24 protein-coding genes and 1 tRNA gene are annotated in these 24,192 nt (G+C 62.0%); 15 read left to right on the forward strand and 10 right to left on the reverse strand.

The genetic code is table 11. From position 1 onward, the window contains the following. Nucleotides 1–89: 89 nt before the first annotated feature. The 6 genes from AC1RNA_RS11540 (at nt 90) to lptF (ending at nt 5,270) form a co-directional block, all read left to right on the forward strand. Nucleotides 90–821: a MerR family transcriptional regulator gene (locus AC1RNA_RS11540; protein WP_492951134.1), complete on the forward strand. Its 732-nt coding sequence runs from the start codon at nt 90–92 to the stop codon at nt 819–821. A 253-nt stretch (nt 822–1,074) separates the two neighbouring features. Next, the gene (locus tag AC1RNA_RS11545) at nt 1,075–3,006 is read left to right on the forward strand and encodes an acyltransferase family protein (protein WP_492951135.1); all 1,932 of its coding nucleotides are present in this window, start codon (nt 1,075–1,077) and stop codon (nt 3,004–3,006) included. A gap of 99 nt (nt 3,007–3,105) precedes the next feature. Continuing rightward, nucleotides 3,106–3,183 (forward strand) — tRNA-Pro (locus AC1RNA_RS11550). 174 nt (nt 3,184–3,357) lie between these two features. Continuing rightward, nucleotides 3,358–3,798: a lipid-binding SYLF domain-containing protein gene (locus tag AC1RNA_RS11555; RefSeq protein ID WP_048755927.1), complete on the forward strand. Its 441-nt coding sequence runs from the start codon at nt 3,358–3,360 to the stop codon at nt 3,796–3,798. A gap of 60 nt (nt 3,799–3,858) precedes the next feature. Then, entirely contained in the window at nt 3,859–4,071 is a 213-nt protein-coding gene (locus tag AC1RNA_RS11560; RefSeq protein WP_156186829.1) for a hypothetical protein, read from the forward strand. Nucleotides 4,072–4,103: 32 nt separating this feature from the next. Next, nucleotides 4,104–5,270 carry an LPS export ABC transporter permease LptF gene (gene lptF / locus AC1RNA_RS11565; protein ID WP_492951215.1) on the forward strand — a complete coding sequence of 389 codons (1,167 nt, stop codon included), beginning with the start codon at nt 4,104–4,106 and terminating at the stop codon, nt 5,268–5,270. Here lptF and AC1RNA_RS11570 read toward each other — a convergent pair. From AC1RNA_RS11570 to AC1RNA_RS11580, 3 genes are all read right to left on the reverse strand, one after another. After that, entirely contained in the window at nt 5,259–6,527 is a 1,269-nt protein-coding gene (locus tag AC1RNA_RS11570; RefSeq protein WP_492951136.1) for an O-antigen ligase family protein, read from the reverse strand. The genes lptF and AC1RNA_RS11570 overlap by 12 nt on opposite strands. 22 nt (nt 6,528–6,549) lie before the next feature. Continuing rightward, complete coding sequence (locus AC1RNA_RS11575) at nt 6,550–8,040, reverse strand: undecaprenyl-phosphate glucose phosphotransferase (protein WP_492951216.1); 1,491 nt, start codon at nt 8,038–8,040, stop codon at nt 6,550–6,552. Between the two features lie 146 nt (nt 8,041–8,186). Beyond that, nucleotides 8,187–9,317: a glycosyltransferase family 4 protein gene (locus AC1RNA_RS11580; RefSeq protein ID WP_492951137.1), complete on the reverse strand. Its 1,131-nt coding sequence runs from the start codon at nt 9,315–9,317 to the stop codon at nt 8,187–8,189. A 119-nt stretch (nt 9,318–9,436) separates the two neighbouring features. On the opposite strand from AC1RNA_RS11580, the gene AC1RNA_RS11585 reads away from it, so the two are divergent. Next, nucleotides 9,437–11,566: a GumC family protein gene (locus AC1RNA_RS11585; RefSeq protein WP_492951138.1), complete on the forward strand. Its 2,130-nt coding sequence runs from the start codon at nt 9,437–9,439 to the stop codon at nt 11,564–11,566. 47 nt (nt 11,567–11,613) lie between these two features. On the opposite strand, the gene AC1RNA_RS11590 is transcribed toward AC1RNA_RS11585, so the two are convergent. Together AC1RNA_RS11590 and AC1RNA_RS11595 are read right to left on the reverse strand one after the other, a co-directional pair. Continuing rightward, on the reverse strand, nt 11,614–12,807 hold the full coding sequence (locus AC1RNA_RS11590; RefSeq protein ID WP_492951139.1) for a GNAT family N-acetyltransferase: 1,194 nt from the start codon (nt 12,805–12,807) through the stop codon (nt 11,614–11,616). A gap of 121 nt (nt 12,808–12,928) precedes the next feature. Then, the gene (locus tag AC1RNA_RS11595; RefSeq protein WP_009340821.1) at nt 12,929–13,144 is read right to left on the reverse strand and encodes a DUF2842 domain-containing protein; all 216 of its coding nucleotides are present in this window, start codon (nt 13,142–13,144) and stop codon (nt 12,929–12,931) included. A gap of 104 nt (nt 13,145–13,248) precedes the next feature. Here AC1RNA_RS11595 and AC1RNA_RS11600 point away from each other — a divergent pair, with 104 nt between their 5' ends. Continuing rightward, on the forward strand, nt 13,249–14,343 hold the full coding sequence (locus tag AC1RNA_RS11600; RefSeq protein ID WP_492951140.1) for a COX15/CtaA family protein: 1,095 nt from the start codon (nt 13,249–13,251) through the stop codon (nt 14,341–14,343). Between the two features lie 110 nt (nt 14,344–14,453). After that, on the forward strand, nt 14,454–15,260 hold the full coding sequence (locus AC1RNA_RS11605) for an FTR1 family iron permease (protein WP_492951141.1): 807 nt from the start codon (nt 14,454–14,456) through the stop codon (nt 15,258–15,260). 68 nt (nt 15,261–15,328) lie between these two features. On the opposite strand, the gene AC1RNA_RS11610 is transcribed toward AC1RNA_RS11605, so the two are convergent. Together AC1RNA_RS11610 and AC1RNA_RS11615 are read right to left on the reverse strand one after the other, a co-directional pair. Further along, entirely contained in the window at nt 15,329–16,615 is a 1,287-nt protein-coding gene (locus AC1RNA_RS11610; RefSeq protein ID WP_492951142.1) for an O-acetylhomoserine aminocarboxypropyltransferase, read from the reverse strand. A 42-nt stretch (nt 16,616–16,657) separates the two neighbouring features. Beyond that, complete coding sequence (locus AC1RNA_RS11615) at nt 16,658–17,257, reverse strand: CoA-binding protein (protein ID WP_009340813.1); 600 nt, start codon at nt 17,255–17,257, stop codon at nt 16,658–16,660. A gap of 120 nt (nt 17,258–17,377) precedes the next feature. Here AC1RNA_RS11615 and AC1RNA_RS11620 point away from each other — a divergent pair, with 120 nt between their 5' ends. From AC1RNA_RS11620 to AC1RNA_RS11645, 6 genes are all read left to right on the forward strand, one after another. Beyond that, a complete protein-coding gene (locus AC1RNA_RS11620) occupies nt 17,378–17,809 on the forward strand; it encodes a PaaI family thioesterase (RefSeq protein WP_009340811.1) in 432 nt (143 codons plus the stop codon). 148 nt (nt 17,810–17,957) lie between these two features. Further along, on the forward strand, nt 17,958–18,422 hold the full coding sequence (rplM, locus tag AC1RNA_RS11625) for a 50S ribosomal protein L13 (protein ID WP_009340808.1): 465 nt from the start codon (nt 17,958–17,960) through the stop codon (nt 18,420–18,422). Next, a complete protein-coding gene (gene rpsI, locus AC1RNA_RS11630) occupies nt 18,422–18,898 on the forward strand; it encodes a 30S ribosomal protein S9 (RefSeq protein ID WP_009340806.1) in 477 nt (158 codons plus the stop codon). The genes rplM and rpsI overlap by 1 nt, the downstream gene beginning before the upstream one ends. Before the next feature lie 219 nt (nt 18,899–19,117). Beyond that, nucleotides 19,118–20,371 carry a GGDEF domain-containing protein gene (locus AC1RNA_RS11635; protein ID WP_492951143.1) on the forward strand — a complete coding sequence of 418 codons (1,254 nt, stop codon included), beginning with the start codon at nt 19,118–19,120 and terminating at the stop codon, nt 20,369–20,371. Between the two features lie 60 nt (nt 20,372–20,431). Next, nucleotides 20,432–20,653, forward strand: a complete 222-nt coding sequence (locus AC1RNA_RS11640; protein ID WP_009340804.1) for a hypothetical protein — start codon at nt 20,432–20,434, stop codon at nt 20,651–20,653. A 75-nt stretch (nt 20,654–20,728) separates the two neighbouring features. Further along, nucleotides 20,729–21,025, forward strand: coding sequence for an antibiotic biosynthesis monooxygenase family protein (locus tag AC1RNA_RS11645; RefSeq protein ID WP_009340803.1), 297 nt, complete (start codon nt 20,729–20,731; stop codon nt 21,023–21,025). Between the two features lie 7 nt (nt 21,026–21,032). Here AC1RNA_RS11645 and AC1RNA_RS11650 read toward each other — a convergent pair whose 3' ends face one another. The 3 genes from AC1RNA_RS11650 to AC1RNA_RS11660 form a co-directional block, all read right to left on the reverse strand. After that, the gene (locus AC1RNA_RS11650; RefSeq protein ID WP_492951144.1) at nt 21,033–22,163 is read right to left on the reverse strand and encodes an AI-2E family transporter; all 1,131 of its coding nucleotides are present in this window, start codon (nt 22,161–22,163) and stop codon (nt 21,033–21,035) included. Nucleotides 22,164–22,328: 165 nt separating this feature from the next. Further along, the gene (gene glnA, locus AC1RNA_RS11655) at nt 22,329–23,738 is read right to left on the reverse strand and encodes a type I glutamate--ammonia ligase (RefSeq protein ID WP_009340799.1); all 1,410 of its coding nucleotides are present in this window, start codon (nt 23,736–23,738) and stop codon (nt 22,329–22,331) included. 92 nt (nt 23,739–23,830) lie between these two features. Further along, nucleotides 23,831–24,169: a P-II family nitrogen regulator gene (locus AC1RNA_RS11660; protein WP_009340798.1), complete on the reverse strand. Its 339-nt coding sequence runs from the start codon at nt 24,167–24,169 to the stop codon at nt 23,831–23,833. Between the last annotated feature and the right edge of the window lie 23 nt (nt 24,170–24,192).

The raw sequence follows: 24,192 nt of genomic DNA on the forward strand, positions 1-24,192 counted from the left end.
GCACCGAATCGTTTCCGAAAATCCGAAAAAGCGTTACCCTTTCAGAAGCGGGATGATTCATGCCGTGATTCTGACAGGGGGCTTGCCTTTTGGAAAAGGCACCGGACGCATTTCGGACCATCAGCGAAGTGGCTGACGATCTCGATATCCCGGCTCACGTGCTGCGATTTTGGGAAACGCGCTTCGTTCAGATCAAGCCGATGAAACGCAGCGGCGGCCGCCGGTACTACCGGCCCGACGATGTGGAACTGCTGCGCGGAATCCGTCGCCTGCTGTACGGCGAGGGTTACACCATCCGTGGCGTGCAGCGCATTCTGCGCGAGCATGGCGTCAAGGCTGTCCAGAATCTCGATGAGGCAGCGCTCGCGCCAGCCTCTTTGTCTGGTCCCTCATTCGAGGCTGCACCGCAACACGAGGCACGTGAATTCGCCTTCGACGAGGACGAGACGGCAGAGATCGACGCCGCCGAGGAGATGGACGACGAGGCGAATGAGGTCGAGCTTGAGACCGAAAGCCCGCCGCTACGGCCCTTGATGGATTTCGTGCCTTCGATGTCGGAGCGGATCGGCCCGATGCCGCCGGCTGCGGCCAGGCGTGCTCCGGAAGTGCCGGTTGCGACAGTGTCGAAACCTGCCGTCATGCAGGCTTCGGCGCATCAAAACGGAGCCGATGCGTATGCGCCGCCGGGCGTGCGTCAAAGTCTGCAGCAGAAGGGGCCTCAGCAGACACGGGCTCATGGAGACGGGCAGGCCAAGTTGAAATCCGTTCTCGATGATTTGTTGAGCGCGCGTGCTCTGCTCGACAGGGCCATGGGCGGCTGACGGCATGGCAGCCCAGCGTGGTGATTCAGAAGTTCGCTGTAGAAGATGCTGCCTAGTGAGGCGAACTTCGGATTCGGGACACTAGAGTGGTTTCACTTTGAATGGAACCGAGCCCCGCCATTACCGGGCTTGACCCGGCAATTCATCTGCTTGAAGAGACTCCTCTTTTTAGATGGATGCGTGGGGCAAGCCCACGCATGACGATTCCAAGTCAGCCTGAATTGGTCTTGTCACGCCTGCGGGATTGATCGACGTGTCATTACCATATCGACGAGACGTGGATGGCCTGCGGGCGATTGCCGTTCTGTTCGTCGTCGGCTTTCACTATTTTCCGGCGGTATTTCGCGGCGGCTTCGTCGGCGTCGATGTGTTCTTCGTCATTTCCGGCTTTCTGATCACCAGCCTGATCCGACAGGATGTCGCCGCGGGCCGGTTCAGCGTCGCAACGTTCTATGGGCGAAGAATCAGGCGCATCTTTCCGGCGCTCATTCTCGTTCTGCTTGTCTCGCTGGGGATGGGCTTTCTGTTCATGCTGCCCGATGCCTATCGCGCGCTGGGCCTCAACACGGCGGCATCGGCGGGCTTTATCGCCAACATCGCGTTATTTCTGCAACAGAACTACTTCGCGCCGAGCGCGGAATTCAACCCGCTGCTGCACATCTGGTCGCTGGGTGTGGAGGAGCAGTTCTATCTGGTCTGGCCGCTGATCCTGATGCTGCTGGTGCGCCACCGCGCGGCGCTCGCGATTGCGATCGGGCTGACCATCCTGTCGTTTGGCGGCAATGTCGTGCAGACCGCGAACGATCCTGTTGGCGCGTTCTTTCTGCCGCTGGGCCGTTTCTGGGAATTGGGGTCGGGGGCAATTCTAGCACTGCTTCACGCCCGCGCCGGTGGTTTTGTTCACGGCAAGTCGTGGATGGGATGGGTCGGATTGCTGTTGCTCGCGACAGCGATGATGGTGGTCGATCGCGACAGGGCGTTTCCTGGATGGTGGGCGTTGTTGCCGGTGGCCGGCACGGTTCTGCTGATTGCATCGGGCGAAAATGCGCGAGCGAACCGTATGCTGGGTCACCGCACGCTGGTCTATATCGGACTGATCAGCTACCCGTTTTATCTGTGGCATTGGCCGCTTCTGGTTTTCGCCCGCACCATCCGCTTCCACAGAGAGCCGACGGTCATCATGTCGATTGGCTTGATTGTTGCGGCGGGTGTTCTTGCGCATCTCACATACAAGTTTATCGAACGTCCGCTCCGCTCGGGCGGCCATCTCTCCACCAAGGCGGTTTCGCTTGTCGTTCTTCTTGCTGTCTGCGGGTCCCTGGGTTTTGTGGTGTACGCGAAAGACGGCTTCCCGGACCGTTTTCCGCGCGAGATCCAGAAGCGTGTAATCGATGCGGGCAAGGATGCCGCCGCTCAGGTGTGCGTGTACGGCGCCGAGACCAGGCCATCCGCCGAATGCGACGGGATCGGACCAGCCGGTGCACCGCTCGTTCTGGTCTGGGGCGATTCACATGCCTTTCATCTGATTGCCGGCTTGCAGGCCCTGCAACAGGAGCGGCGGGACTTCCGTCTCGCGCGCTATATCGCATTTAGCTGTGCCCCGATGGCGGATAATTCGGCGCCGCTTCCGCGTTATTGCGACGATGCGAATGAGCTCGCGCGACAAAAGATCCCGTTGTTGCGGCCGGATACCGTTATCATCGCGGCGCGATGGATAGTCTATGACGGCACAGGCAAATATGCCTTGGTTGATGCGAAAAGGCTGACCCGAACGATCGACTGGCTGAAGGCGGCGGGTGTGCAACACATCGTTGTCATCGGGCAGATGCCGCAATGGAAGATCGCGCCATCCGTGATTCCGCTGCGGGATTTCCAGTTCAGTATCTTCAAGCGCTCCGCCGCGCCGGATAAAATTCCGGAATGGGATTCAGCCTATCTTGAGTGGTGGACATTCGCGGCAGAGAATATGGTGAAGCGCGTCGCCGCTGCGGAAAACGTGACGTTCATTTCACCGGCCGCGACCTTCTGCAAGGGCAATAGCTGTCTGATTACTGTTCCAAACAGTGGTGGACAGCCGACCTCCTGGGATAATGGCCATCTGACGCCTGCCGCGTCGAAGTTCTTTATCGAGCGGAATGCAGCGGCGATCGATCCGGAGTATCGTAAGGATGGGCAGCCCAGGTGAGGCCGCGGTTTCCGGCCCTGATCTGGCGGTAGCCGGGGTCGTTTTGCCCGGTTCTCGCCTTGCCTTATGCCGCCAATTTCCCTAATCAGTGCCCATCGTCGGAGCGTGGCGCAGCCCGGTTAGCGCACTAGTCTGGGGGACTAGGGGTCGTGGGTTCAAATCCCGCCGCTCCGACCATTTTTCAAAGGAATGTCGAGAGCAACTTGTAGGGCTGCCGGGTTCTGCCTCGCGGCGGTGGCATGCTTTTCCGGCGCCAGCCATCGTGCCTGCAGTTGCTTCGAATCTTGAAGGCGCTTTATCCTTCGTTATCAGCGGTGCCGATTCTTCCGCGCAAAACAGAAGGTGAAAGCGATGCTCTCCATCCGGCTGCGAAAATGGGTTGTTGCATTGGCTGTTGTCCTTGGGGCGGGTTTTGCCTCCGCGGCCCACGCCGATAGCGGCACGATCCGTATCTCCGTGCTCAAGGGTGGCTGGTTCATCGGCGCCTCGGGCGGAAGCGGTACGCTGGTGTTTCATGGCCGCCGCTATCCGCTGTCGATCGGTGGCCTGAGCGCGGGCCTCGTGTTCGGCGCCTCGAAGACCGATCTTGTCGGCACGGTCAGCAACATCACGAGGCCATCAGATGTCGCGGGCGTTTATGGCGCAGCAGGTGCTGGTGTCGCGGCGGTTCGTGGTGTCAGCGCCATCGTTCTGACCAACGAAAAGGGTGCGGTGCTGACCATGCAGGGCCATCAGGCCGGCTTGATGGTGAATGCCGATCTGAGCGGGCTTGCGATCTCGCTGCGGCGATAGGCTGGCTCATCATCGCGGCATTGGCCGGGCGGCGGCGAGCCGTTCGGCTAGCAGTTGTGCGTGCCGGATGACGTTGATTTGCCTTGTATTTTAAGTGCAGGGCTTTATAGCCAAAATTGGCCTGCGGAGGACATCGCCCCGCGGTGTGCCTCCGGTTTGATCGCGGGCGTGGCGGATTTTCGTTATGATGACGCCTCGCCAATGGCTCGCGGGTTGATGATGGAAAACCGGATTTCCGAAACAAGTGCCCTCAACAGAGGAACCTTGCCCTGACGGTTCTCTCCCTCATATCTCCCCGCCGTCTGCTGGGCGCGATCGACGCCTATGTGGTGCGGCTGACGCTGTTGTCGTTCCTGATCGTGCTGGTATCGCTGACCGGTGTGATCTGGGTGACGCAGGCGTTGCGCGGCATCGACCTGATGACGGCGCAAGGCCAGACCGTGCTGGTGTTCCTCGGCATCACCGGGCTTGCGATTCCGGTGCTGGCGTTGATCATCGCGCCTCTGGCGATGCTTTTGGCGGTGACGCACACGCTCAACCGTCTTTCGGCCGATTCCGAAGTCATCGTGATGAATGCCGCCGGGCTGTCGCCGTGGCGGTTCCTGCGTCCGTTCATGGTTTCGACGGTGATCGTCGCCTGCCTGATTTCCTTCCTCGCGATCTTCCTTGCGCCGGAATGCCTGCGCGCGCTGCGGCGCTGGCACACCGAGATCGGCGCGGATGTGCTCGCGAACGTGTTGCAGCCGGGGCAGTTCATCCGGCTCGACAAGTTGGTGCTGCGCGTGCAGGAGCGCAGGCCCGGCGGCGTGCTGACCGGTGTGTTCATCGACGATCAGCGCAATCCAGCGGAACGCATCAACATCACGGCGCAAAACGGCGTGGTGCAGAAGACCGACAAGGGCTCGTTTCTGGTGCTCAGCGACGGCAACCTGCAGCGCTTCCAGGCGGACAAGAAGGACCCCCTGATCGTCGCCTTCAAGAGCTACGCTTTCGACATGTCGCAGTTCTCGCAGGCGCCGCAGACTTACAACTACAATGCCCGCGAGCGTTTCATCGGCGAGCTGATTTCACCGCCGAAGGATGACGCCGTTGCGCAGCGCAGCCTCGGCCAGTTCCGCGCCGAGCTTCATGACCGCTTGCTGGCCGGTCTTTATCCGTTCGTGTTCGTGATTCTGGCGTTCGCCTTTCTGGGCCCGCCACGGACGACGCGACAGGGACGGAATTTTGCGGTCTCGGCACTTGTCCTGCTCGTTCTTGTGGTGCGTATCGGGGGATATGCCTGCTCGACCATCGGCGTCTCGCGCCCCGGTGCGATTGTCGTTCAGTACGCCATGCTGATGATTGTTGCGGGCGTGAGTATCTGGATGATCCTCAAGGGCGTGGTGGTCGATCCGCCGGCGAACCTCACGGCGCAGTTCGGAAGATGGCGTGAACGCCTGTCGTCGATACGGCTGCCCGCGCTACGGCGGTGACAATCCGACGTCGCCTTGCGCGGCCATGCTGCGGGTCTTGTATTCGTAGGTCGCCGCGGCAAATCCCCACATTGCACCGAGCATCAGCCAGAAGTGCCGCCAGTGGTCGACGTCGATGATGAAGGCTTCGCCGACGGTGCCAAGGAATGCGCAGAAGAATGCGAGATAGGTGCGCTGCCACGGCACCCGCACGAAAATCAGCCGGAAGCCCATCGCCACCGTGACGAAGACCAGCGTCGGGAACAGGATGCCGGAAATCCAGCCGCCTGACATGAAGGCGTTGAGGAAGGAATTATGCGTGTCCTCCGGGAAGAACCGCCTGAACTGCAACGGGCCGATGCCGAATGGCAGGTCGAGCGCCATCTGGAAGCCGAGGATATGGCGGCCGAACCGGCCGTAGCGGCCGCTGTCGTAAGTCTGGTGCAGGCTCGCGCGTTCCTTGAACAGGCTGTCGATGGAATCAAACGACAGAAGCACGGCGAGTGCCAGCGCCAGCGCGGCGACGGCGGCGATCGCGGTCAGCACGATGCGGCTTTGCTGCGAGCGCGACCGGCTCGTCAGGTACATCAGCGCCACCATGAAGATCGATGTGAAGACGAGTTGGCCCCAGGCGGCGCGCGAGAATGCCAGCAGCAGAGCGAGCGCGATGATGCCGAACGCCAGCGCATTGCGGAGCGATTTGAAGAACGGGGCCGTGATGACGTTTTGCAGCGCGAGCAATGCGGGCAGGATGAGGAAGGCCGACAGCACGTTCGGATCCTTGAACGTGCCGCGCGCGCGCCCGTACAGCGTCAGCAGATCGTAGCCGCCTGGCACGAGATGGAAGTAACCGGCGACGCCGGAGCCGCCCGCGATCACGCCGCCGATAATCATGCCGCGTTGCAGAAGGTCGAGCCGCTTTTCGGTATCTTCGGCAAGCACCAGCGCGAAGAAGAACGCGGTGATCGCCATGTACCACGAGGTCGCGATCCAGTTCACGATCTGGGACTGGTCCATCAGATCGATCGAGCAGATTGTGTAGCCGAAATTCAGCATCACCAGCATGATGAGCAGCGGCAGGAACACGGGGCGCATCCGCAGGCCGGTGGCGTAGAAGAAAATGATGCCAGCCAGCGTCGCGAGTTCGTAGGGGCTCGGCTCGATGAACACCAGCGAGCCGCCGACGCCCGCGATCCACATCAGGGCATGCTGGATGGCGCGCACGCGAGGCGGCGCGAGGCGATGCGTGGAGAGCAGGTGATCGGTGGCGAAGGTCATCGCCGGGCCTCCGCCGGTGCGCTCAATAGGCGTTCTCGCCCTTGATCAACGCCCACGGCGTTTTCAACAGGATGTAGAGATCGAACAGCGGCGACCAGTTCTCGATGTAATAGAGATCGAACTCGACGCGTTTCTGGATTTTTTCCTCGTTGTCGATCTCGCCGCGCCAGCCGTTGATCTGCGCCCAGCCGGTAATGCCCGGCTTGACGCGATGGCGCGCGAAATAGCCGTCCACCGCTTCGTCGAACAGGCGGCTTTGCAGTTTGCCCTGCACCGCATGGGGGCGGGGGCCAACGATCGACAGATTGCCCTTGAAGACCACGTTGAAAAGCTGCGGCAGTTCGTCGAGGCTGGTCTTGCGGATGATGCGGCCGACGCGCGTCACGCGCGGATCGTTCTTGGTCACGACCTTGGCCGCCAGCGGATCGGCCTGATGATGATAGAGAGAGCGGAATTTGAAGACGTCGATGCGCTCGTTGTTGAAACCGAAGCGCTTCTGACGGAACAGCACGGGGCCGGGACTGTCGAGCTTGATCGCGAGCGCGACCAGCGCCATCACCGGCGCCAGCAGGACGAGCAGAAGGGCGCCGACGAAGCGGTCGAACACCCATTTCATCACCATATCCCAGTCGGTAATCGGTTGCTCGAACATGCCGAGCGTCGGCACCGAGCCGATGTAGGAATAAGAGCGCGGCCGGAAGCGCAGCTTGTTGATGTGGGCGGACAGGCGAATGTCCACCGGCAGCACCCACAGCTTCTTCAGCATGTCGAGAATGCGGCTCTCGGCCGAAATTGGCAGCGCGAACAGCACGAGATCGACGCGGGTGCGGCGGGCGAATTCGAGAATGTCGTTGACCTTGCCGAGCTTGGGAAGGCCCGCGCAGGTGTCGAGCGCGCGCGTATCGTTGCGGTCGTCGAATACACCGAGCAGCTTGAGATCGGAATCGTCCTGCTGGCGCAATGCCTCGATCAAATGTTCGCCATTCTCGTCGGAGCCGACGATGATGGTGCGGCGGCCGAGTCTGCCTTCACGCGCCCATCTGCGTACCAGCGAGCGCAACATCATGCGCTCCATGCTGAGTGCGATGAAGCCGAATACGAAGAACGTCACCAGCCAGACGCGGGAGACGGTATCGCCGAACTTGGCGAAGAACGACACGCCGATGAACAGCAGGAACACGAAAGCCCAGGACGAGATCAGGCGCGTGAACTGCCGCAGCCGCCCGCGATAGATCTCGATGTCGTAGACCTCGGCGGCCTGAAAACTGATGACGGCGACGAGCGACATCGCCAGAACGGCCCAGACCGGCGTCCAGGAGAAGCCGTCGATCGGCACGACATAACCGAGATAAGAGGCGATGCCGACGATGCTGAGGCAAACGAAATCGGCGGCGCGGACCACGCCGTTGATGACGACGCTCGAATAGGCGGAATGGACCTTCTCGTTAGTGACAGCCAGCGCAACAGGTGAAAGCCTGCGGCGGCGCTCGAACGGATAGGCACGGCCTGCCATCGCAGGCGCAGCACCCGCTGCGGCCGCATCAGCCTTTACCTGAAGATCACTCGCTTCCACGCCTGCAAATCCGCCTGTTTCGCGCCTTGCGCGATGCCCGACCGGATACCGGACAAATCAGAACAATCCGTTATTCCCATTGGGTGTTAACGAAGGTTGAAGGTATCCCGATAGGCATCCAGCACGCCGTCGACCATCGCCTTCTGTGAGAAGTTCATGAAGATGCGCTCGCGCAGCGCCTTGCTGCGCTCGCGGGCGACATTGGGGTTGTCGAGAGCAGCCGCGATGGCATCCGCCATGGCCTCGACATTGTCCGGGGCAAACAGTGCTTCCTTGAAGGGGCCGAAGATTTCCGGAATGCCGCCGACATTGGCGGCGAGCAGTGGCACGCCGGCGGCGGCGGCTTCGATCACCACATAGGGCATCGAGTCCCCGCGCGACGGTACAATCAGCAGGCGGCCTTTCGAGAAGCCGAAGCGCGCCTTGACGTGACCGATGAAGCGCACCGCGTCACCCAGCTTGTGCCGGGCGACGAGCGCCTTGAGAGTTGCGGTTTCCTCGCCGTCTCCGGCAAGCGTGAGCGTTACGGGCCTGCCGTTGGCACGCAGCCGCGCCACGGCTTCGATCAGCAGATCGGCGCCCTTGATGTGGCGGAACTCTCCGACATAGACGAGATCGGTCGCATCCTCGGCCAGCGGTACCGGATCGAATTCATTGGCGCCGACGCCATTGAAGACGCAGCGCACGAGGCCGGACGGCTTGCCGACCACGCGCTCGTAGGTATCGCGCGCAAAGCCGCTTTCAAACAGGAAGAGGTCGGTGCGGTTCATCAAGGCGCGCTCGAGCCTCGTATAGAACGCGCCTTTCAGCGTTTCGGGCCGGTAGTGCAGTGACCCACCATGCGGGGTGTAAATCCTGATGGTGTCTTTCGATACGCCCTTGAGGCGGACGAATGCGCCTGCCTTCGCGCCATGGCCGTGCAGCACGTCGAGCTTGAGCATGCGCGCAAGCTGGAGGAATCTTAGCGCCGTGACCGGGTCGGCGGGGTGCGGTTCGCGGCGAATGGCAAGGCGATAGATGCCGAGCTTCATCTTCGGTGCGATGGCTTTCAACGCCGCGTCGGCACGCTCGCCGCCAGTCAGGCTGTCGGCCAGGATGCCGACCTCGTGGCCGCGCTCGGCCTGTCCCTCCGCGAGATCGAGAATGTGACGGATGATGCCGCCAACAGGCGCGCGGACGGCGTGCAGAATGCGGAGAGGGCGGTCAGGGAAGGGCATGGCTTTTGCTTAGCCCGTCCGCGTTTAAAAAGCATGACGTGCGCAATATTAACCGCGCAGCAACCTTAATGGACTGTAATCGCGCCGTACCAGTTGTGTGAGCGTAGCGGGAGCTGTTGATGCGTGTGGCGTATTTGCGTGACCGGCTAAAAGGTGCTGCTGGCGCTTTTCGTCGGTACATGGCTCCCGCGACCGCCCCCGCCGCAAAGCCGGCGTCCAAGGTGGTATCCAAGCCGCGTCTTGGCGATCTCGATTTAAGACTGATCTGGCAGGCGCTCGTCGACAAGCGCAAATGGGTGCTGGTGCCGACGGCGGTGGTGTTCGTGCTGTCGATGGCCGCCGTTAACGTTGTCACGCCGCGCTACAAGTCCGAAGCGCGGATCCTGATCGATGGCCGCGAAAACATCTTCCTGCGTCCGAACGGCGAGCGCAGCGAGGAGCGTGCCGCGCTTGACGATGCGGCGGTGACGAGCCAGGTGCAGTTGCTGCTGTCGCGGGATCTCGCGATCGACGTCATCAAGAAGAACCATCTCGACAAGCTGCCGGAGTTCGATCCGGTGCTGAACGGCATTTCGCCGCTGAAATCCCTGCTGTCGTTGTTCGGCATCGGTCGCGATCCGTTCCGCATGACGCCGGAGGAGCGGGTGCTGGGCGCCTATTACGAGCGTCTCACCGCCTATGCGGTCGACAAGTCGCGCGTCATGGTCGTCGAATTCCAGTCGCGCGATCCGAAACTCGCGGAGCGGGTCGCGAACTCGATTGCGGACGGCTATCTGGTGATGCAGCAGGCCGGACGGCAGGAGCAGGCCAAGGCGGCCGGCCAGTGGCTGTCGGGCGAAATCGATAATTTGCGCAGGAAGGTTGCCGACGCCGAGGATCGTGTCGAGGCATTCCGCTCCAAATCCAATCTGTTTATCGGCACCAACAACACCACGCTCTCCAACCAGCAACTCGGCGAGTTGAACACGCAACTCAACAATGCGCGTGCGCAGAAGGCCGATGCGGAAGCGCGTGCGCGTTCGATCCGTGACATGCTGAACAGCGGCCGGCCGATCGAGGCCTCCGAGGTTCTGAATTCCGATCTGGTGCGCCGGCTCAGCGAGCAACGTGTCACGCTGCGCGCGCAACTGGCCGAACAATCGTCCACGCTGATGGATCGCCATCCCCGCATCAAGGAACTGAAGGCGCAGATCGCCGATCTCGACCGGCAGATTCGCGAGGAGGCGGGCAAGCTGTCGCGCGCGTTTGAAAACGATGCACGTATCGCGGGTGCGCGGATGGACAGCCTGAGTGCGAGTCTCGACCAGTTGAAGGCACATGCGACCTCCAGCAACGGCGAGGAGGTGCAGTTGCGCGCGCTGGAGCGCGAGGCGAAAGCGCAGCGTGATCTTCTGGAGACCTACCTTGCGAAGTATCGCGAAGCGACGGCGCGTGAGAGCATCGATTCCGCGCCCGCCGATGGCCGCATCATTTCCCGCGCCATCGTCTCCAACACGCCCGCTTATCCGAAGAAGCTGCCGATCGTGCTGATCGCGACGCTGATGACGATGATGCTCACCGGCGGCTATATCGCGACCGCTGAGCTTCTTCGCATGGCAGCGCCGTGGGGCGCGCCGAGAGACGAGGCATATGTGGCTGAACCGTTCGGCGGGATTCAGCCTGTGCTGTCGGTGCAGTCGCAGATCGAGCGATTGGCGGAATCGCTCCGTGCGAATGGTGAACGTGCGCGCAAGATCACGCTGATTGGAGCGGGTGCGGCGGAGGACGTCTCCAATACGGCGCTGGCGCTGGCGCGGCAGTTGTCGCGCGATTCAAAAGTTTTGCTGATTGGCCTGTCGCCCGCGGCGGCGGATGCGGTTTCGCAGACGCCGGGCTTGAGCGATCTCGCCAGGGGCGTCGCCTCGTTCGGGCAGATCATCAACCGCGATACGCGTTCGCCGGTGCATGTGATCGGCGCGGGCATCCAGCCGGATCACGCTTTGCTGACGTCGCCGCGCGTTGTCATGGCGCTCGATGCGCTGATGCAGACTTACGACCATGTGGTACTGGACGCGGGCACCGCGACCGGTCTTCCGTCATCGCTGATTGCCTCGCAGGCCCACGCCGTGATCCTGCCGGCCCCCGGCCTTCCGGAGGCCGCGAAGGCGACCATGCGCGCGCAACTGATGGCATCCGGCTTTGTCGCGGTGAGCATCCTCAACCGCACGCCCACGAGCGAAGCCGCGCCGGAAGAGGTTGCGGCGGCCTGAGTTCAGTCACCGATTGTGTGTGACGGTGGGTGCAGCGCGGCCTTGCGTCAGCGATGCAGAGCCGCGCGTAGCCGGTGAGCCATGGCCACCAGGGCCGGATTCTGCTTCACCATGCGCTTGGCGTGATTGAGCGATGACATGCCGAGCGCCGCCAGTCGCCCATAGGCGCTGAGCGGAATGAAGCTGTCGAAGATCGGCTCATCGTCCTTGCAGAACCAGCGCTTGTAGTCATCCGAGCCGATTCCGAGATCGAAGGCGCAATAGCCGAGTTCGGTATAATGGTCGATGATGTTACGCAGCAGGATCAGGCCGGGGCTGTACTTTGCATTCTCGGACATCGTGTAGGTGTTGAACATCATCGAGATGCGATGGCCATCGGCAACGCCTGCGAACATCGCGATAATTTCATTGTCGCATTCCAGTGTGTGGATCGCGATGGCGCGCCCGTCATTAGGGACCTTGGACAGGCAGGCGGTGCGGATGAAGGCTTCGATGCCCGGATCGGCAAACACGTTCGGCAGATTCTGCGCGGCCATGCGCAACGGCTTGATGGTGAAGAACGCGTCGAGGACACGCGTGATGTCCTCGTCGGTGCGGGCGAGGAAAAAGCGATAGCCGGGCAGCGCCTTCAGCTTCTTTTCCTTCGCGCGGATGCGGCGGCGAAAACCGGAACTGATGATGTCTTCCGGGTGCGCTCCGGGTGGCATGCGCAACAGCGGGCAAGCGTTCGCTGAAAGTTGGCGTGAAAAATGCGCCAACGGATTGAGAACGCCGTCCCATCGCTCCGGTTGTTGCGTCAGCGCCAGCAGGTCGATCCGGTCACCATGGGCCGCAATCGCGGCGAGAATCGTATCGATGTCGGCTTTGCAGGCGGAAGCCGCGAAGTCGCGCCGCCACAGGCCCATGTTGAATGTCGGATGTTTGCCGCCGAGAAAGCGCGCGATGTTCACGCCATTCTCCCGGACCGAGCCGAGCGGCAGCAGCATCAGGGGGCGGCCCCCGCGGTCGTAGGCGACGACGATGAGCGGTTTTGTATTCAGATGCGTGCCGGCATGAGCCTGCCAGGCGTTGAGAAAATCGAAGCGTTGAAAGGAGGTGTGGAGATAATCGGGCGTCTCCATCCCGCGCCAGATCGCTTCCGCCTCCGCAAGGCTGCCATGGATGGCAACGCTGGTAACGGCGCTGACGGCCCCAGCGCGCGCATAGGCGGCTTGGTTTTCGTGCTCAGCGACGCTAGCCATTGCAAACCTTGTTGTCAGGACGGATCGTGCAGGGGCCTGCCGCCCCTGACCGGTCGACCTTTTCAAATAAACGTCAACAAAGGGTAATGAATCAGGGTTTGCGGAACCGGGCCGAGGGCTTTCAGGCCGTCGGCGCGTCCGGCCGTGCCATCCACGCAATCAGCGGCATGGCCGGCAGAACCCAGCCCAGACCCGCGACCACATAGAAAATGGCCTGCGCCAGCCGCGAAGCGGCGAGCCACGGCGTCTGCGCGATCGCCATTCCGAGCAGCGACCACACCACGACGAGAACGAGCAAGCCTATGGTTCCGATGAATTTTCGCGTTCTGATCTTCATGAAATCGGGAGCCTGCGTGGATGCGCGCCTTGCGCCGCAAGGCGGGGGGACTATAAGGGCCGCGTCCGGCCGATCAAGCCTTCCCCAGCGGACCTTATATCTCCATGACCGACACCCTCGATGATACCCGTTCCGCCACGACGCCGTCGCGGCGCCCGATCCGCATCTGGCTCGGAATTGTGGCCGCGATGATTATCGGCACATTGCTGGTCGGCGGAGCGACGCGGCTGACCGAATCCGGTCTCTCGATCACGCAATGGAATCCGGTCTCGGGCATGGTGCCGCCCTTGAGCGCCCATGCGTGGGATCAGGAATTCGAGGCCTACAAGCAGATTCCGCAATATCGCGAAATGAACGCGGGGATGAGCCTGTCCGAGTTCAAGACCATCTTCTGGTGGGAATGGACGCACCGGCTGCTCGCGCGCAGCATCGGTGCGGTGTTCTTCTTTCCGTTTCTGTATTTTCTGATACGCGGCGGCCTAGGCCACGCCTTGAAGCGGCGGCTGTGGGTGCTGTTCGCGCTCGGCGGGCTGCAGGGCGCCGTCGGCTGGTGGATGGTGAAGTCGGGACTGACCGCACGCGTTTCCGTCTCGCAATACCGGCTTGCGATTCACTTTCTTCTCGCGCTGCTGATCTTCTCTGCGATCGTCTGGACCATGCGCGGCCTTGCGCCGCGTGCGACAAAGGCCCTCGCCAGCACGCGGGCCGTGCTGACCAGCAAGATTTTGCTGGGGCTTGTGTTCCTGCAATTGTATTTCGGCGCGCTGGTCGCGGGCCTGCGCGCAGGCAAGATCTACAACACCTGGCCTGACATCGATGGCGGGTTCATTCCGCCGCTCGACCAGTTGTTCTTCGAGCAGCCATGGTGGCGCAATTTCTTCGACAGCACGCTGACGGTGCAATTCACCCACCGGATGATCGCCTACACGCTGTTCGCGGTGGCGCTGCTGCACCTCGTCGACGTGATCCGCAGCAAGGCATCGCCTGCCGTGATCCGCGGCGCAGCATGGCTGATGGCCGCACTGAGCCTTCAGCTCGTGATCGGCATTTTCACGCTGCTGCATCAGGTGCCGATCTCCCTCGGCCTGCTGCATCAGGCGACCGCGATCGTGGTGCTGACATTCACGCTGCTGCAGGCCTATCGCCTTCACTATGTGGAAAGTCCGGTGGAGCAGGGGCTCGTGCCTGCGCTTCGTTAATTTGCATTCTCGACGAATTCTAAATCGCTGCCCTCTCGTAGTCGTGCGTCACCGTCTTTACATGCGAAGGCGCGCGCATAAGCAATTGGCGCTTGCGGAGTCTATTTCCGATGTCGAACGCATTCATCCAGGCTGCCGTCATTCTGCTGCGCGAGGGCCTTGAGGCCATGCTCGTGATCGCGGCGCTCGCGGCTTATCTGCGTAAGGTGGATGGCGGGCATCGCGTCGGCGCGCTCTATCTCGGCGCGCTGGCGGCGATTGGCGCGAGCCTGATCGCGGCCTGGCTGTTCGCCGTGCTCAATTCCGGCGAGCACAGCGACCTGATGGAAGGCATCGTCATTCTCGTCGCGGCAGGGCTGATGCTCTATGTCAGCGGCTGGCTATGGAACAAGCAGGACCCCAAGGGCTGGAAGGAGTACCTTGCCCACAAGGCCGACCACGCGCTGGCGCGAGACACCGGCTGGGCGGTGGGGCTGCTGGCGTTCCTTGCGGTGTTTCGCGAGGGCGCGGAAACGGTTTTGTTCATCACAGCACTCGCCGCGACCGAAGGCGGCTGGAGCGCTGGCCTGTTCGGCGGGCTTTTGGCCGCCGCGCTGGCGCTCGCGGTGCTGTTCTATTTCATCAATCTGGTGGCGCAGCGGATTCCGTTGCGGCCCTTGTTCATCGTCACTTCGGCCTTCCTGTTCCTGATGGGCATCAAGTTCATCGGCGAGGCGATGCAGGAATTCCAGGAACAGGCCATCGTGCCGTTCACGCTGCTCCATGGTTTCGGGTGGATGGAAACCATCGGTCTCAATCCGACGCTTGAGGCGGTCTCGGCGCAGTTGCTGGTGATCCTGTTCGCGGTGGCGAGTTTTGCAGTGGTCCAGCGCAACAACCGTCTCGTTCGCCGCGACAAGGCCGCCGGCGCGACATAGCCGAATTCAATGCGCGAAAGAAAAGCGGCGCCATAACCGGCGCCGCTTTTTGTCGTGTTGGATGATCCTCAGTACGGAACGTTGAGCGCCTGTTCGAGATCGGCGATCAAATCTTCCTTGTCCTCGATGCCGATCGACAGCCGCACCACGTCGGGCCCAGCGCCCGCCATGGTCTTCTGCTCGTCGGTAAGCTGGCTGTGCGTGGTCGAGGCGGGATGGATGATGAGCGAGCGGGTGTCGCCGATATTGGCAAGGTGAGAGAACAGCCGCACATTCGAGACGAGGCTGATGCCTGCCTCATAGCCGCCCTTCAACCCGAAGGTGAACACAGCGCCCGCGCCCTTCGGCGTGTATTTGCGCGCGAGGTTGTAATAGCGGTCGCCCGGCAGGCTCGCATAATTCACCCATGACACGGCGGGATGTTTCGACAGCCATTCGGTGATGGCCTTGGTGTTGTCGACATGACGCTGCATGCGCAGCGCCAGCGTCTCGATCCCGGTCAGGATCATGAATGAGTTGAACGGCGAGATCGCGGGGCCGAGGTCGCGCAACGCCAGCACGCGCACGGCGATGGCGAAGGCGAAATTGCCGAAGGTCTCGTGCATCCGGATGCCGTGATATTCCGGACGCGGCTCGCTCAGCAGGGGATAGCGGCCGCTGCCCGTCCAGTCGAACGTACCCGCGTCCACGATGATTCCGCCGAGCGAATTGCCGTGGCCGCCAAGGAACTTGGTCAGCGAATGCACCACGATGTCCGCGCCGTGATCGATCGGCTTGAGGAGGTAGGGCGAGGCCAGTGTGTTATCGACGATGAACGGCACCTTCGCCTTGCGCGCGACCTCCGCCACCGCTTCGAGATCGGTGATCGCGCCGCCGGGATTGGCGACCGACTCCACGAAGATCGCCTTGGTCTTGGGCGACACCGCGCGCTCGAAGGTGCTGATGTCATCCGAATCCGCCCACACCACGTTCCAGCCGAAATTCTTGTAGGCGTGGGTGAACTGGTTGATCGATCCGCCATACAGGCGGCGCGAGGCGATGAACTCATCGCCGGGCTGCAACAGCGTGTGGAACGCCATCACCTGCGCGGCGTGGCCGGAGGCGGCCGCAACCGCCGCGGTGCCGCCCTCAAGCGCAGCGACACGCTCCTCCAGCACCGCCGTCGTCGGGTTGCCCAGGCGCGTGTAGATGTTGCCGAAGGTCTGCAGGCCGAACAGCGAAGCGGCATGATCGGCATCGTTGAAGACGAAAGAGGCCGTCTGATAGATCGGCGTCACGCGTGCGCCGGTGGTCGGGTCGGGTTGCGCGCCCGCATGAATGGCGAGGGTGGAGAAGCCGGGCAATTGTTCAGTCATGGAACATCCTTTGGCGAACTGAAACCTTGAAATGAAAGGCGCTTACGCCGCGCCGTTGCGATCCTTGTCGGCCTGTGCGCGTGCCGCGCGATCGGCGGCAGCGGTCGAGCCGCCGGCAACGCTTGGGCGATTGAGCGACAGTCGCATACCTGTCGTCGGAATCGGTGCGCGCTTGGCGCTGATGGTGCGGGAGTTCACGCCGACCCATTGGATTTCGGAGGTGAGGCGGCCGTATTCGATCTTCGGGCAGCGGTTCATCACCACCTTGATGCCTGCGGCTTCCGCCTTGGCGGCGGCGGCATCGTCGCGCACGCCGAGCTGCATCCAGATCACCTTCGGCAGCACCGGAAGCGATAGCGCTTCCTCGACGATCGGCATGGCGTGAGCCGAGCCGCGGAAGATATCGATCATGTCTACCGGACGGCCGATCTCCCTCAGTGAGCCGACGAATGGTTTGCCTGCGATCGTCTTGCCGAGTTGTCCGGGGTTGACGGGAATCATGTCGTATCCGCGCTGGTCGAGATATTTGAATGCAAAATAGCTCGGCCGCACGTTGACGGGCGATGCGCCGACCATGGCGATGGATTTGATGTTGGTCAGGATGCCGCGAATATAACTATCGGGGTAAGCATTGTGGTCCATTGGCGGCAGTCCTCGTGTGGATATTCGTCTTTAGTCCCGCAGCGCACGCACGTCTTTGTTTTTATTGTCGCGCCGCAGTGATACAGGCGTCATATATGAGATCGTGACGAAACGGGCCACATGACAAATGCGAAAATGACGGTGGCTGAACTTGAAGCGTTCCTCCACCGCGAGTTTCCTCAGGCGTTCAGCTCCGGCGAGATTTTGATCGAGAGTGCAGACGGCACCAGCAGCCTGCTGCGTCAGCCTTACAGCGAGCATATGCTGCGCCCGGGCGGTACCGTGTCGGGGCCGACGCTGATGGCGCTGGCCGATTTCGCGATGTACGTGGCGCTGTTGTCGGCGATCGGGCCGGTCGGCCTCGCGGTGACGACCAATCTCAGCATCAGTTTCATGCGCAGGGGCCAGCCGGGGCAGGACATCGTCGCCGCGGCGCGACTCATCAAGGTCGGCAAGCGGATGGCGTTCGGCGAGGTGAACCTGCTGTCGGGCACGTCGCCCGATCCGATCGCCCATGCGAGCGCGACCTATTCCATTCCAAAATCATCATGATTTTTGTGGTATTATAACACCATATTTATAAGCTATTGTTTTATATGGTTTTATTTTCGTAGATGGACGTTGACGGGTGAGGGGGTGTTCTCTAGAAACACGCCCAGTCCGGCGACAGCGCCGCACGCCATTTTCACGGATATCTCACATGAAGACGTTTTCGGCGAAACCGGCCGAGGTCAACAAGAAGTGGGTGATCATCGACGCCAAGGGTCTGGTCGTCGGTCGTCTCGCCACCTTGGTCGCGATGCGTTTGCGCGGCAAGCACCTGCCGACCTACACCCCCCACGTTGATTGCGGTGACAATGTCATCATCATCAACGCCGCGCATGTCGTCCTCACCGGGCGCAAGCGCGACAACAAGGTTTACTACAACCACACCGGCTTTATCGGCGGCATCAAGGAGCGTTCCGCGAAGTCGATCCTCGAGGGTCGTTTCCCCGAGCGCGTCGTGGAGAAGGCCATTGAGCGCATGATTCCGCGCGGTCCGCTCGGCCGTATCCAGATGGGCAACCTGCGCGTCTATCCGGGTGCCGAGCATCCGCACGAGGCCCAGAATCCGGAAGTCGTCGATATCGCTTCTCTGAACCGCAAGAACACGAGGGCCGCGTAATGTCCGATACCATGCAGTCCCTCGATCAGTTGTCGTCGCTGAAGACCGCGGCGCCTGAAGCTCCCAAGCGCGAGAAGAAGGTCGACAAGCAGGGCCGCGCCTATGCCACCGGCAAGCGCAAGGACGCAGTCGCCCGCGTCTGGATCAAGCCCGGCTCCGGCAAGGTTACCGTCAACACCCGCGACGTCGAAGTGTATTTCGCGCGTCCCGTTCTGCGCATGCTGATCCAGCAGCCGATCGTCGCCGCTGCCCGTCAGGGCCAGTACGACATCATTGCCACCGTCGCCGGCGGCGGTCTGTCGGGTCAGGCTGGCGCCGTGCGCCACGGCATCTCGAAGGCGCTGACGCACTTCGAGCCCGATCTGCGCGGCGTCCTCAAGAAGGGTGGTTTCCTCACCCGTGACTCCCGCGTCGTCGAGCGTAAGAAGTACGGCAAGGCGAAGGCCCGCCGCTCCTTCCAGTTCTCGAAGCGCTAAGAATTTCGTTCGACTTGTCTGCAATTGCAGAGGTCCGTCAAAAGGGCGCCCTTCGGGGCGCCCTTTTTTGTCGGGTAATTGGTTCCAGATCGTCGCAAACTATCGACAATTTTCGAGAAAACTTGTCGTCGCAAACAAACACATCGCCAATAACCGGCTGGTAATTTTGTCCTGCTGAGAGAGCTATTTCCGGCTCCTTCCAGCGGAGCTTTCGTTCGTATGTCCGGCAATAGCCTGTCACTCGACATTTCAACCCTTTATCTGGTTGCAACGTTCGTCGCCGCGATGCTTGGCGCGCTGCTGATGTTTTTCTGGCGACAGGAAAAGATCGAGGCGCTCGGCTGGTGGGGCGCTGCGTATCTGCTGGGCGCGGCATCGATCGCGCTGTGGATTGCAGGCGGTGAGAATCTTGGCTTTGGATTGTTGCTCGCGGTTAACGCGGTCGGTTTCATTGCCTGCGGCCTGGTGTGGGATGCCGCGCGGGTATTTCACGGCCGCGCCCCGAGCGTCATCGGCGTTGTCGCGGGTGCGATCGTGTGGCTTGCCGCCGTCATCTTCGCCGATCCGCTGTCGGACCATGCGCGCCTCGTGCTTGGCGCAAGTATCGTGGCGATCTATGCCGCACTGACGGCTGCGGAGCTGTGGCGCGAGCGGCGCAAGTCAATGCGTTCGCGCTGGCCTGCGATCTTCGTGCCGATCCTTCATGGCGCGGTGCTGATGCTGCCGATCGTGCTCGGCGATGTCATGGATGGGCCGGGCACGAACCCGCACGCCGCGATTTGGGTCGCGGCGTTCGCCGCCGAGTTGGTGTTCTATGCCATCGGCACCGTGTTCATCATTTTCATGCTGGTGTCGGAGCGGACGCTCGCGATTCACAAGACGGCGGCCTCGGTCGACCCGTTGACAGGCCTGCTCAACCGCCGTGGATTCGGCGAGGCGACCGCGCGCATGATCGAGCGAGAGGCCAAGGCTGGCCGTTCGATCACGGTGATGATCTTCGACATCGATCATTTCAAGTCGGTCAACGACACCTATGGCCATCCCGTGGGCGACGACGTGCTCAAGGTGTTCGCGAACGTCGCGGTCGGGGCGCTGCGTATCACCGATCTGCTCGGCCGCGTTGGCGGCGAGGAGTTTGCCGCACTGCTGCCGTGCGCGATGGATGAGGCCTTGCTCGCGGCGGAGCGCGTCCGCGACGCGTTCGAGCAATCGGGTGTGGCGATCGATGGTGCGCCGCTCGCCACCACCGTCAGCATCGGCGTCGCGGGCGGGCCTGCGAACACCGAACTCGACGTGCTGATGGCGTCGGCCGACACCGCGCTCTATCGTGCCAAGCGGGGTGGCCGCAATCGCGTCGAGGCCGTGCTGGAAGAGCCGCTGGTGCTCGACCATTCCCGCCGTGGCAGTATGAGCCAGGCATCGCGCCCCGCGCATGAAGACGTGCACGCCTTTGTCTCGGAAGCGCACGCCTGAGCGGATAAATCGCGTCAGCCCTAAACGGTCTGTTTACCATGCGCCGCGTAGCATCGGCTCATGATCGACCGCGCCCGTAACGATATCTCTGCCCTCGAAGCCGCCGCTGTTTCCGCGCGTGCCGGTTTCGCCTGCATGTTCTCCACCTCCGATGAATATGAGCGGGCGCTGATCGCGGAGCGCCGCGCGCAGGGCCGCTATCAGCAGACGCGAGACTGGCACGCGATGCTGTTGCTGGGCTGCGTGTTCATCCTGTCCGGCATCCTGCTGGTCGCACTGTAAGGCGCATCCCCCGATTTTGACTTGATCCGGCGGCTTTTCGTCCGCTACAGCCTCCTGTAGCCACAGGGGGAGCCCATGATCACCGAAATCGTGCAGATCGACGTCAAGCCGGGTCAGGAAAAGGACTTCGAGCAGGCGGTGGAGATGGCGCAGACCATCTTCAAGCGCAGCAAGGGCTGGAAGAGCCTGGAAATCCATCGCTCGATCGAGAAGCCGTCGCGCTACCGGCTGTTCATCAAGTGGGAAACGCTGGAAAACCACACCGTCGATTTCCGCGAAGGGCCGAATTTCACCGAATGGCGCGCGCTGGTCGGGCCGCATTTCGCAAACCCGCCGGAAGTCGAGCACATGACGACGGTCGGCAAGTACTGAGCGCCGCTTACGCCTCGATGGGTTTAGGGCGGTCCTCGCGCAGATAGACGAGGATCACCTTCACCACGGCCATCACCGGGAGCGCCAGCGCCAGGCCCCACACGCCGAACACCACTCCGAGCAGGATCTGGAACGCGAACAGCGTTGCGGGCGGAATGTCGATCGCCTCGCGCTGGATGATCGGCGTGAGGATATAGCTTTCCAGCGCGTGCACGCCGAGCAGCAGCACGAAGGCACTGCCGATGGCGACCCAGCCCGAGGAAATGCTGGCCAGCACGATGATGAGGCCGCCGAGCAGCGCGCCGACCGTGGGGATGAAGGTCAGCAATCCGGCCTGAACGCCGAGGATGAACGCGCCGGGAATGCCGACCACCAGAAGGCCAAGCCAGGTCACCACGAACACCACGGTCATCGTGATCATCTGGGCGATCAGCCAGCGTTCCAATGTGGAGCCGATGCGGTCGATGACGGTTTCGATCTGCGGCCGGATCGCCCTGGGCGACATCGCGATCAGTCCCTTGCGGTAAATACCGGGCTGGGCTGCGAAGGCGAGGCCGAGAAACAGCACGATAAAGAAGTTTCCGACCGCGCCGACGGTGCCGAGGATGAGCTTCAGCGTCTGGCTGACGATCGCGCCGCCGCCGGATGCGAGCGCGCCGGCACTCGGCAGGTTGTGCTGCATGTTGGGCAACGCCGGCGTGGTCGCTGGTGTCGTCGATGTGCGGGGGCTGGTCGGCGAAATGGTGTTGAGGTCAAGATAGCTCGCATCGAATCCGTAGGATTCGAGGAACGTCTTGAGGTTGACGATCTGCGATTTGATGGTGCCGCTCAGGGCGGTCGCCTGCTGGGCGATGGTCGAGCCGCCGAGCGTGAAGATGCCGGCCATCATCGTGGCCAGCAGCAGGCAGATCACGAGCAGCCGCACCGCGTGCGGCCCGGGCATCACCTTTTTCAGGAGGTTGGTCATCGCGGTCAGCGCCACGCCGAGCAGCACGCCGGAGAAAATCAGGAACAGGGTCGCGGCGAATTCCCAGGCGAAGATCAGGAGCGCGGCGAAGCTGACGGCCAGAATGCCGCCGACGGCGATGGCCCAGGCGAGATCCTGACGCTGGTTTTTCCGTTCGGTTGAAACGCTCACGGGCGATCCTTTGAAAGTGCGGTTGCCTGCAATGTTTCCGAAACCGCGACGGCGATCAAGGGCAGCCGGGATGTCTCCGGTATCCTTTTCGCGGGCGGAAACAGAAAGGGCGCCCCGAGAGGCGCCCTTTCTTTCGTGACGAATGCGGCGGAAAGCCGCTGCCGCTTACAGCGAGTAGTAAAGTTCGAACTCGACCGGATGCGGGGTCATTTCGTAACGCTCGACCTCGGTCATCTTCAGTTCGATGAAGCTGTCGATGAAATCGTCGTCGAACACGCCGCCGACCTTGAGGAACGCGCGGTCCTTGTCGAGGTTTTCCAGCGCCTCGCGGAGCGAGCCGCACACCGTCGGGATCTGCTTCAGTTCTTCCTTCGGCAGGTCGTACAGGTCCTTGTCCATCGCCGGGCCCGGATCGATCTTGTTCTTGATGCCGTCGAGGCCCGCCATCAGCATCGCCGCGAAGGCAAGGTAGGGGTTGGCCATCGGATCGGGGAAGCGCACCTCGACGCGCTTGGCCTTCGGCGAAGCGGTGTAGGGGATGCGGCAGGAGGCGGAGCGGTTGCGCGCCGAGTAGGCGAGCAGCACCGGCGCTTCATAACCCGGCACCAGACGCTTGTAGGAGTTGGTCGACGGGTTGGTGAAGGCGTTGATCGCCTTGGCGTGCTTGATGATGCCACCAATGTAGTGGAGGCAGTTGTCCGACAGGTCGGCGTACTTGTTGCCGGCGAAGGTCGGCTTGCCGTCCTTCCAGATCGACTGGTGGACGTGCATGCCCGAGCCGTTGTCGCCATAGACCGGCTTCGGCATGAAGGTGGCGGTCTTGCCGTAGATGTGAGCGACCTGGTGGATGCAGTACTTGTAGATTTGCATCTGGTCAGCCATCAGCGTCAGGGTGTCGAACTTCATGCCGAGCTCGTGCTGGGCGGAAGCGACTTCGTGGTGATGCTTCTCGACCTTCACGCCCATGCGTGCCATTGCGCCGAGCATTTCCGAGCGCATGTCCTGGATCGAATCCTGCGGCGGCACCGGGAAGTAACCGGCCTTGGTGCGGATGCGGTGGCCGAGGTTGCCGCCTTCATACTCGGTGTCCGAGTTGGTTGGCAGTTCGGACGAGTCGAGCTTGAAGCCGGTGTTGTACGGCGTGGTCTGGAAGCGCACGTCGTCGAACACGAAGAACTCGGCTTCCGGGCCGACATAGACGGTGTCGCCCACGCCCATCGATTTCACCATGGCTTCCGCCTTCTTGGCGATGCCGCGCGGGTCGCGATTGTAGGGCTGGCCGGTCGAAGGCTCGAGAATGTCGCAGGTAATGACCATGGTGGTCTCGGCGAAGAACGGGTCGATCGTCGCGGTCACCGGGTCGGGCATCAGCGTCATGTCGGACTCGTTGATGGCCTTCCAGCCGGCAATCGAGGAACCGTCGAACATCGTGCCTTCGGTGAAGATGTCTTCGTCGATCATCGAGACGTCGAAGGTGACGTGCTGCCACTTGCCACGCGGATCAGTGAAACGCAGGTCGACGTACTTCACGTCGTTGTCCTTGATGGACTTCAGGACGTCTTGGGCGGTCTTCATGTAAACCCCTTGTGCTACTTGGATTTGGTGATCGGTGGGATGAGATCGTCCGGCCGGGCGCGGTGAGCGGGGCCGGGCGGGTGATGGTTGTGTCAGATGGCGTCGACGCCGGACTCTCCGGTGCGAATACGGATGGCCTCCTCGATGTTGGAGACGAAAATCTTGCCATCGCCGATGCGTCCGGTCTGTGCGGCGCGGCGGATGGCGTCGATGGCTTTCTCGACGAGTTCGTCGCCGATCACAATCTCGATTTTGACCTTCGGCAGGAAGTCGACGATGTACTCCGCGCCACGGTACAGTTCGGCGTGGCCTTTCTGGCGGCCGAAGCCCTTGGCCTCGGTCACGGTGATGCCTTGAAGGCCGACTTCCTGAAGGGCTTCCTTCACCTCATCGAGCTTGAACGGCTTGATGATCGCCTCGATTTTTTTCACCTGCACGCCTCCGGCATTTCAGA

The organism is Afipia sp. GW821-FHT14H12 (assembly GCF_058803465.1).

What these genes read in the sequence shown, in the direction of transcription:
- AC1RNA_RS11555 (WP_048755927.1), top strand. Translation starts at nt 3,358, where the DNA reads ATGCTCTCCATCCGGCTGCGAAAATGGGTTGTTGCATTGGCTGTTGTC.
- AC1RNA_RS11570 (WP_492951136.1), bottom strand. Translation starts at nt 6,527, where the DNA reads ATGACCTTCGCCACCGATCACCTGCTCTCCACGCATCGCCTCGCGCCG.
- AC1RNA_RS11575 (WP_492951216.1), bottom strand. Translation starts at nt 8,040, where the DNA reads ATGGCAGGCCGTGCCTATCCGTTCGAGCGCCGCCGCAGGCTTTCACCT.
- AC1RNA_RS11580 (WP_492951137.1), bottom strand. Translation starts at nt 9,317, where the DNA reads ATGCCCTTCCCTGACCGCCCTCTCCGCATTCTGCACGCCGTCCGCGCG.
- AC1RNA_RS11585 (WP_492951138.1), top strand. Translation starts at nt 9,437, where the DNA reads ATGCGTGTGGCGTATTTGCGTGACCGGCTAAAAGGTGCTGCTGGCGCT.
- AC1RNA_RS11590 (WP_492951139.1), bottom strand. Translation starts at nt 12,807, where the DNA reads ATGGCTAGCGTCGCTGAGCACGAAAACCAAGCCGCCTATGCGCGCGCT.
- AC1RNA_RS11595 (WP_009340821.1), bottom strand. Translation starts at nt 13,144, where the DNA reads ATGAAGATCAGAACGCGAAAATTCATCGGAACCATAGGCTTGCTCGTT.
- AC1RNA_RS11600 (WP_492951140.1), top strand. Translation starts at nt 13,249, where the DNA reads ATGACCGACACCCTCGATGATACCCGTTCCGCCACGACGCCGTCGCGG.
- AC1RNA_RS11605 (WP_492951141.1), top strand. Translation starts at nt 14,454, where the DNA reads ATGTCGAACGCATTCATCCAGGCTGCCGTCATTCTGCTGCGCGAGGGC.
- AC1RNA_RS11610 (WP_492951142.1), bottom strand. Translation starts at nt 16,615, where the DNA reads ATGACTGAACAATTGCCCGGCTTCTCCACCCTCGCCATTCATGCGGGC.
- AC1RNA_RS11615 (WP_009340813.1), bottom strand. Translation starts at nt 17,257, where the DNA reads ATGGACCACAATGCTTACCCCGATAGTTATATTCGCGGCATCCTGACC.
- AC1RNA_RS11620 (WP_009340811.1), top strand. Translation starts at nt 17,378, where the DNA reads ATGACAAATGCGAAAATGACGGTGGCTGAACTTGAAGCGTTCCTCCAC.
- rplM (WP_009340808.1), top strand. Translation starts at nt 17,958, where the DNA reads ATGAAGACGTTTTCGGCGAAACCGGCCGAGGTCAACAAGAAGTGGGTG.
- rpsI (WP_009340806.1), top strand. Translation starts at nt 18,422, where the DNA reads ATGTCCGATACCATGCAGTCCCTCGATCAGTTGTCGTCGCTGAAGACC.
- AC1RNA_RS11635 (WP_492951143.1), top strand. Translation starts at nt 19,118, where the DNA reads ATGTCCGGCAATAGCCTGTCACTCGACATTTCAACCCTTTATCTGGTT.
- AC1RNA_RS11640 (WP_009340804.1), top strand. Translation starts at nt 20,432, where the DNA reads ATGATCGACCGCGCCCGTAACGATATCTCTGCCCTCGAAGCCGCCGCT.
- AC1RNA_RS11645 (WP_009340803.1), top strand. Translation starts at nt 20,729, where the DNA reads ATGATCACCGAAATCGTGCAGATCGACGTCAAGCCGGGTCAGGAAAAG.
- glnA (WP_009340799.1), bottom strand. Translation starts at nt 23,738, where the DNA reads ATGAAGACCGCCCAAGACGTCCTGAAGTCCATCAAGGACAACGACGTG.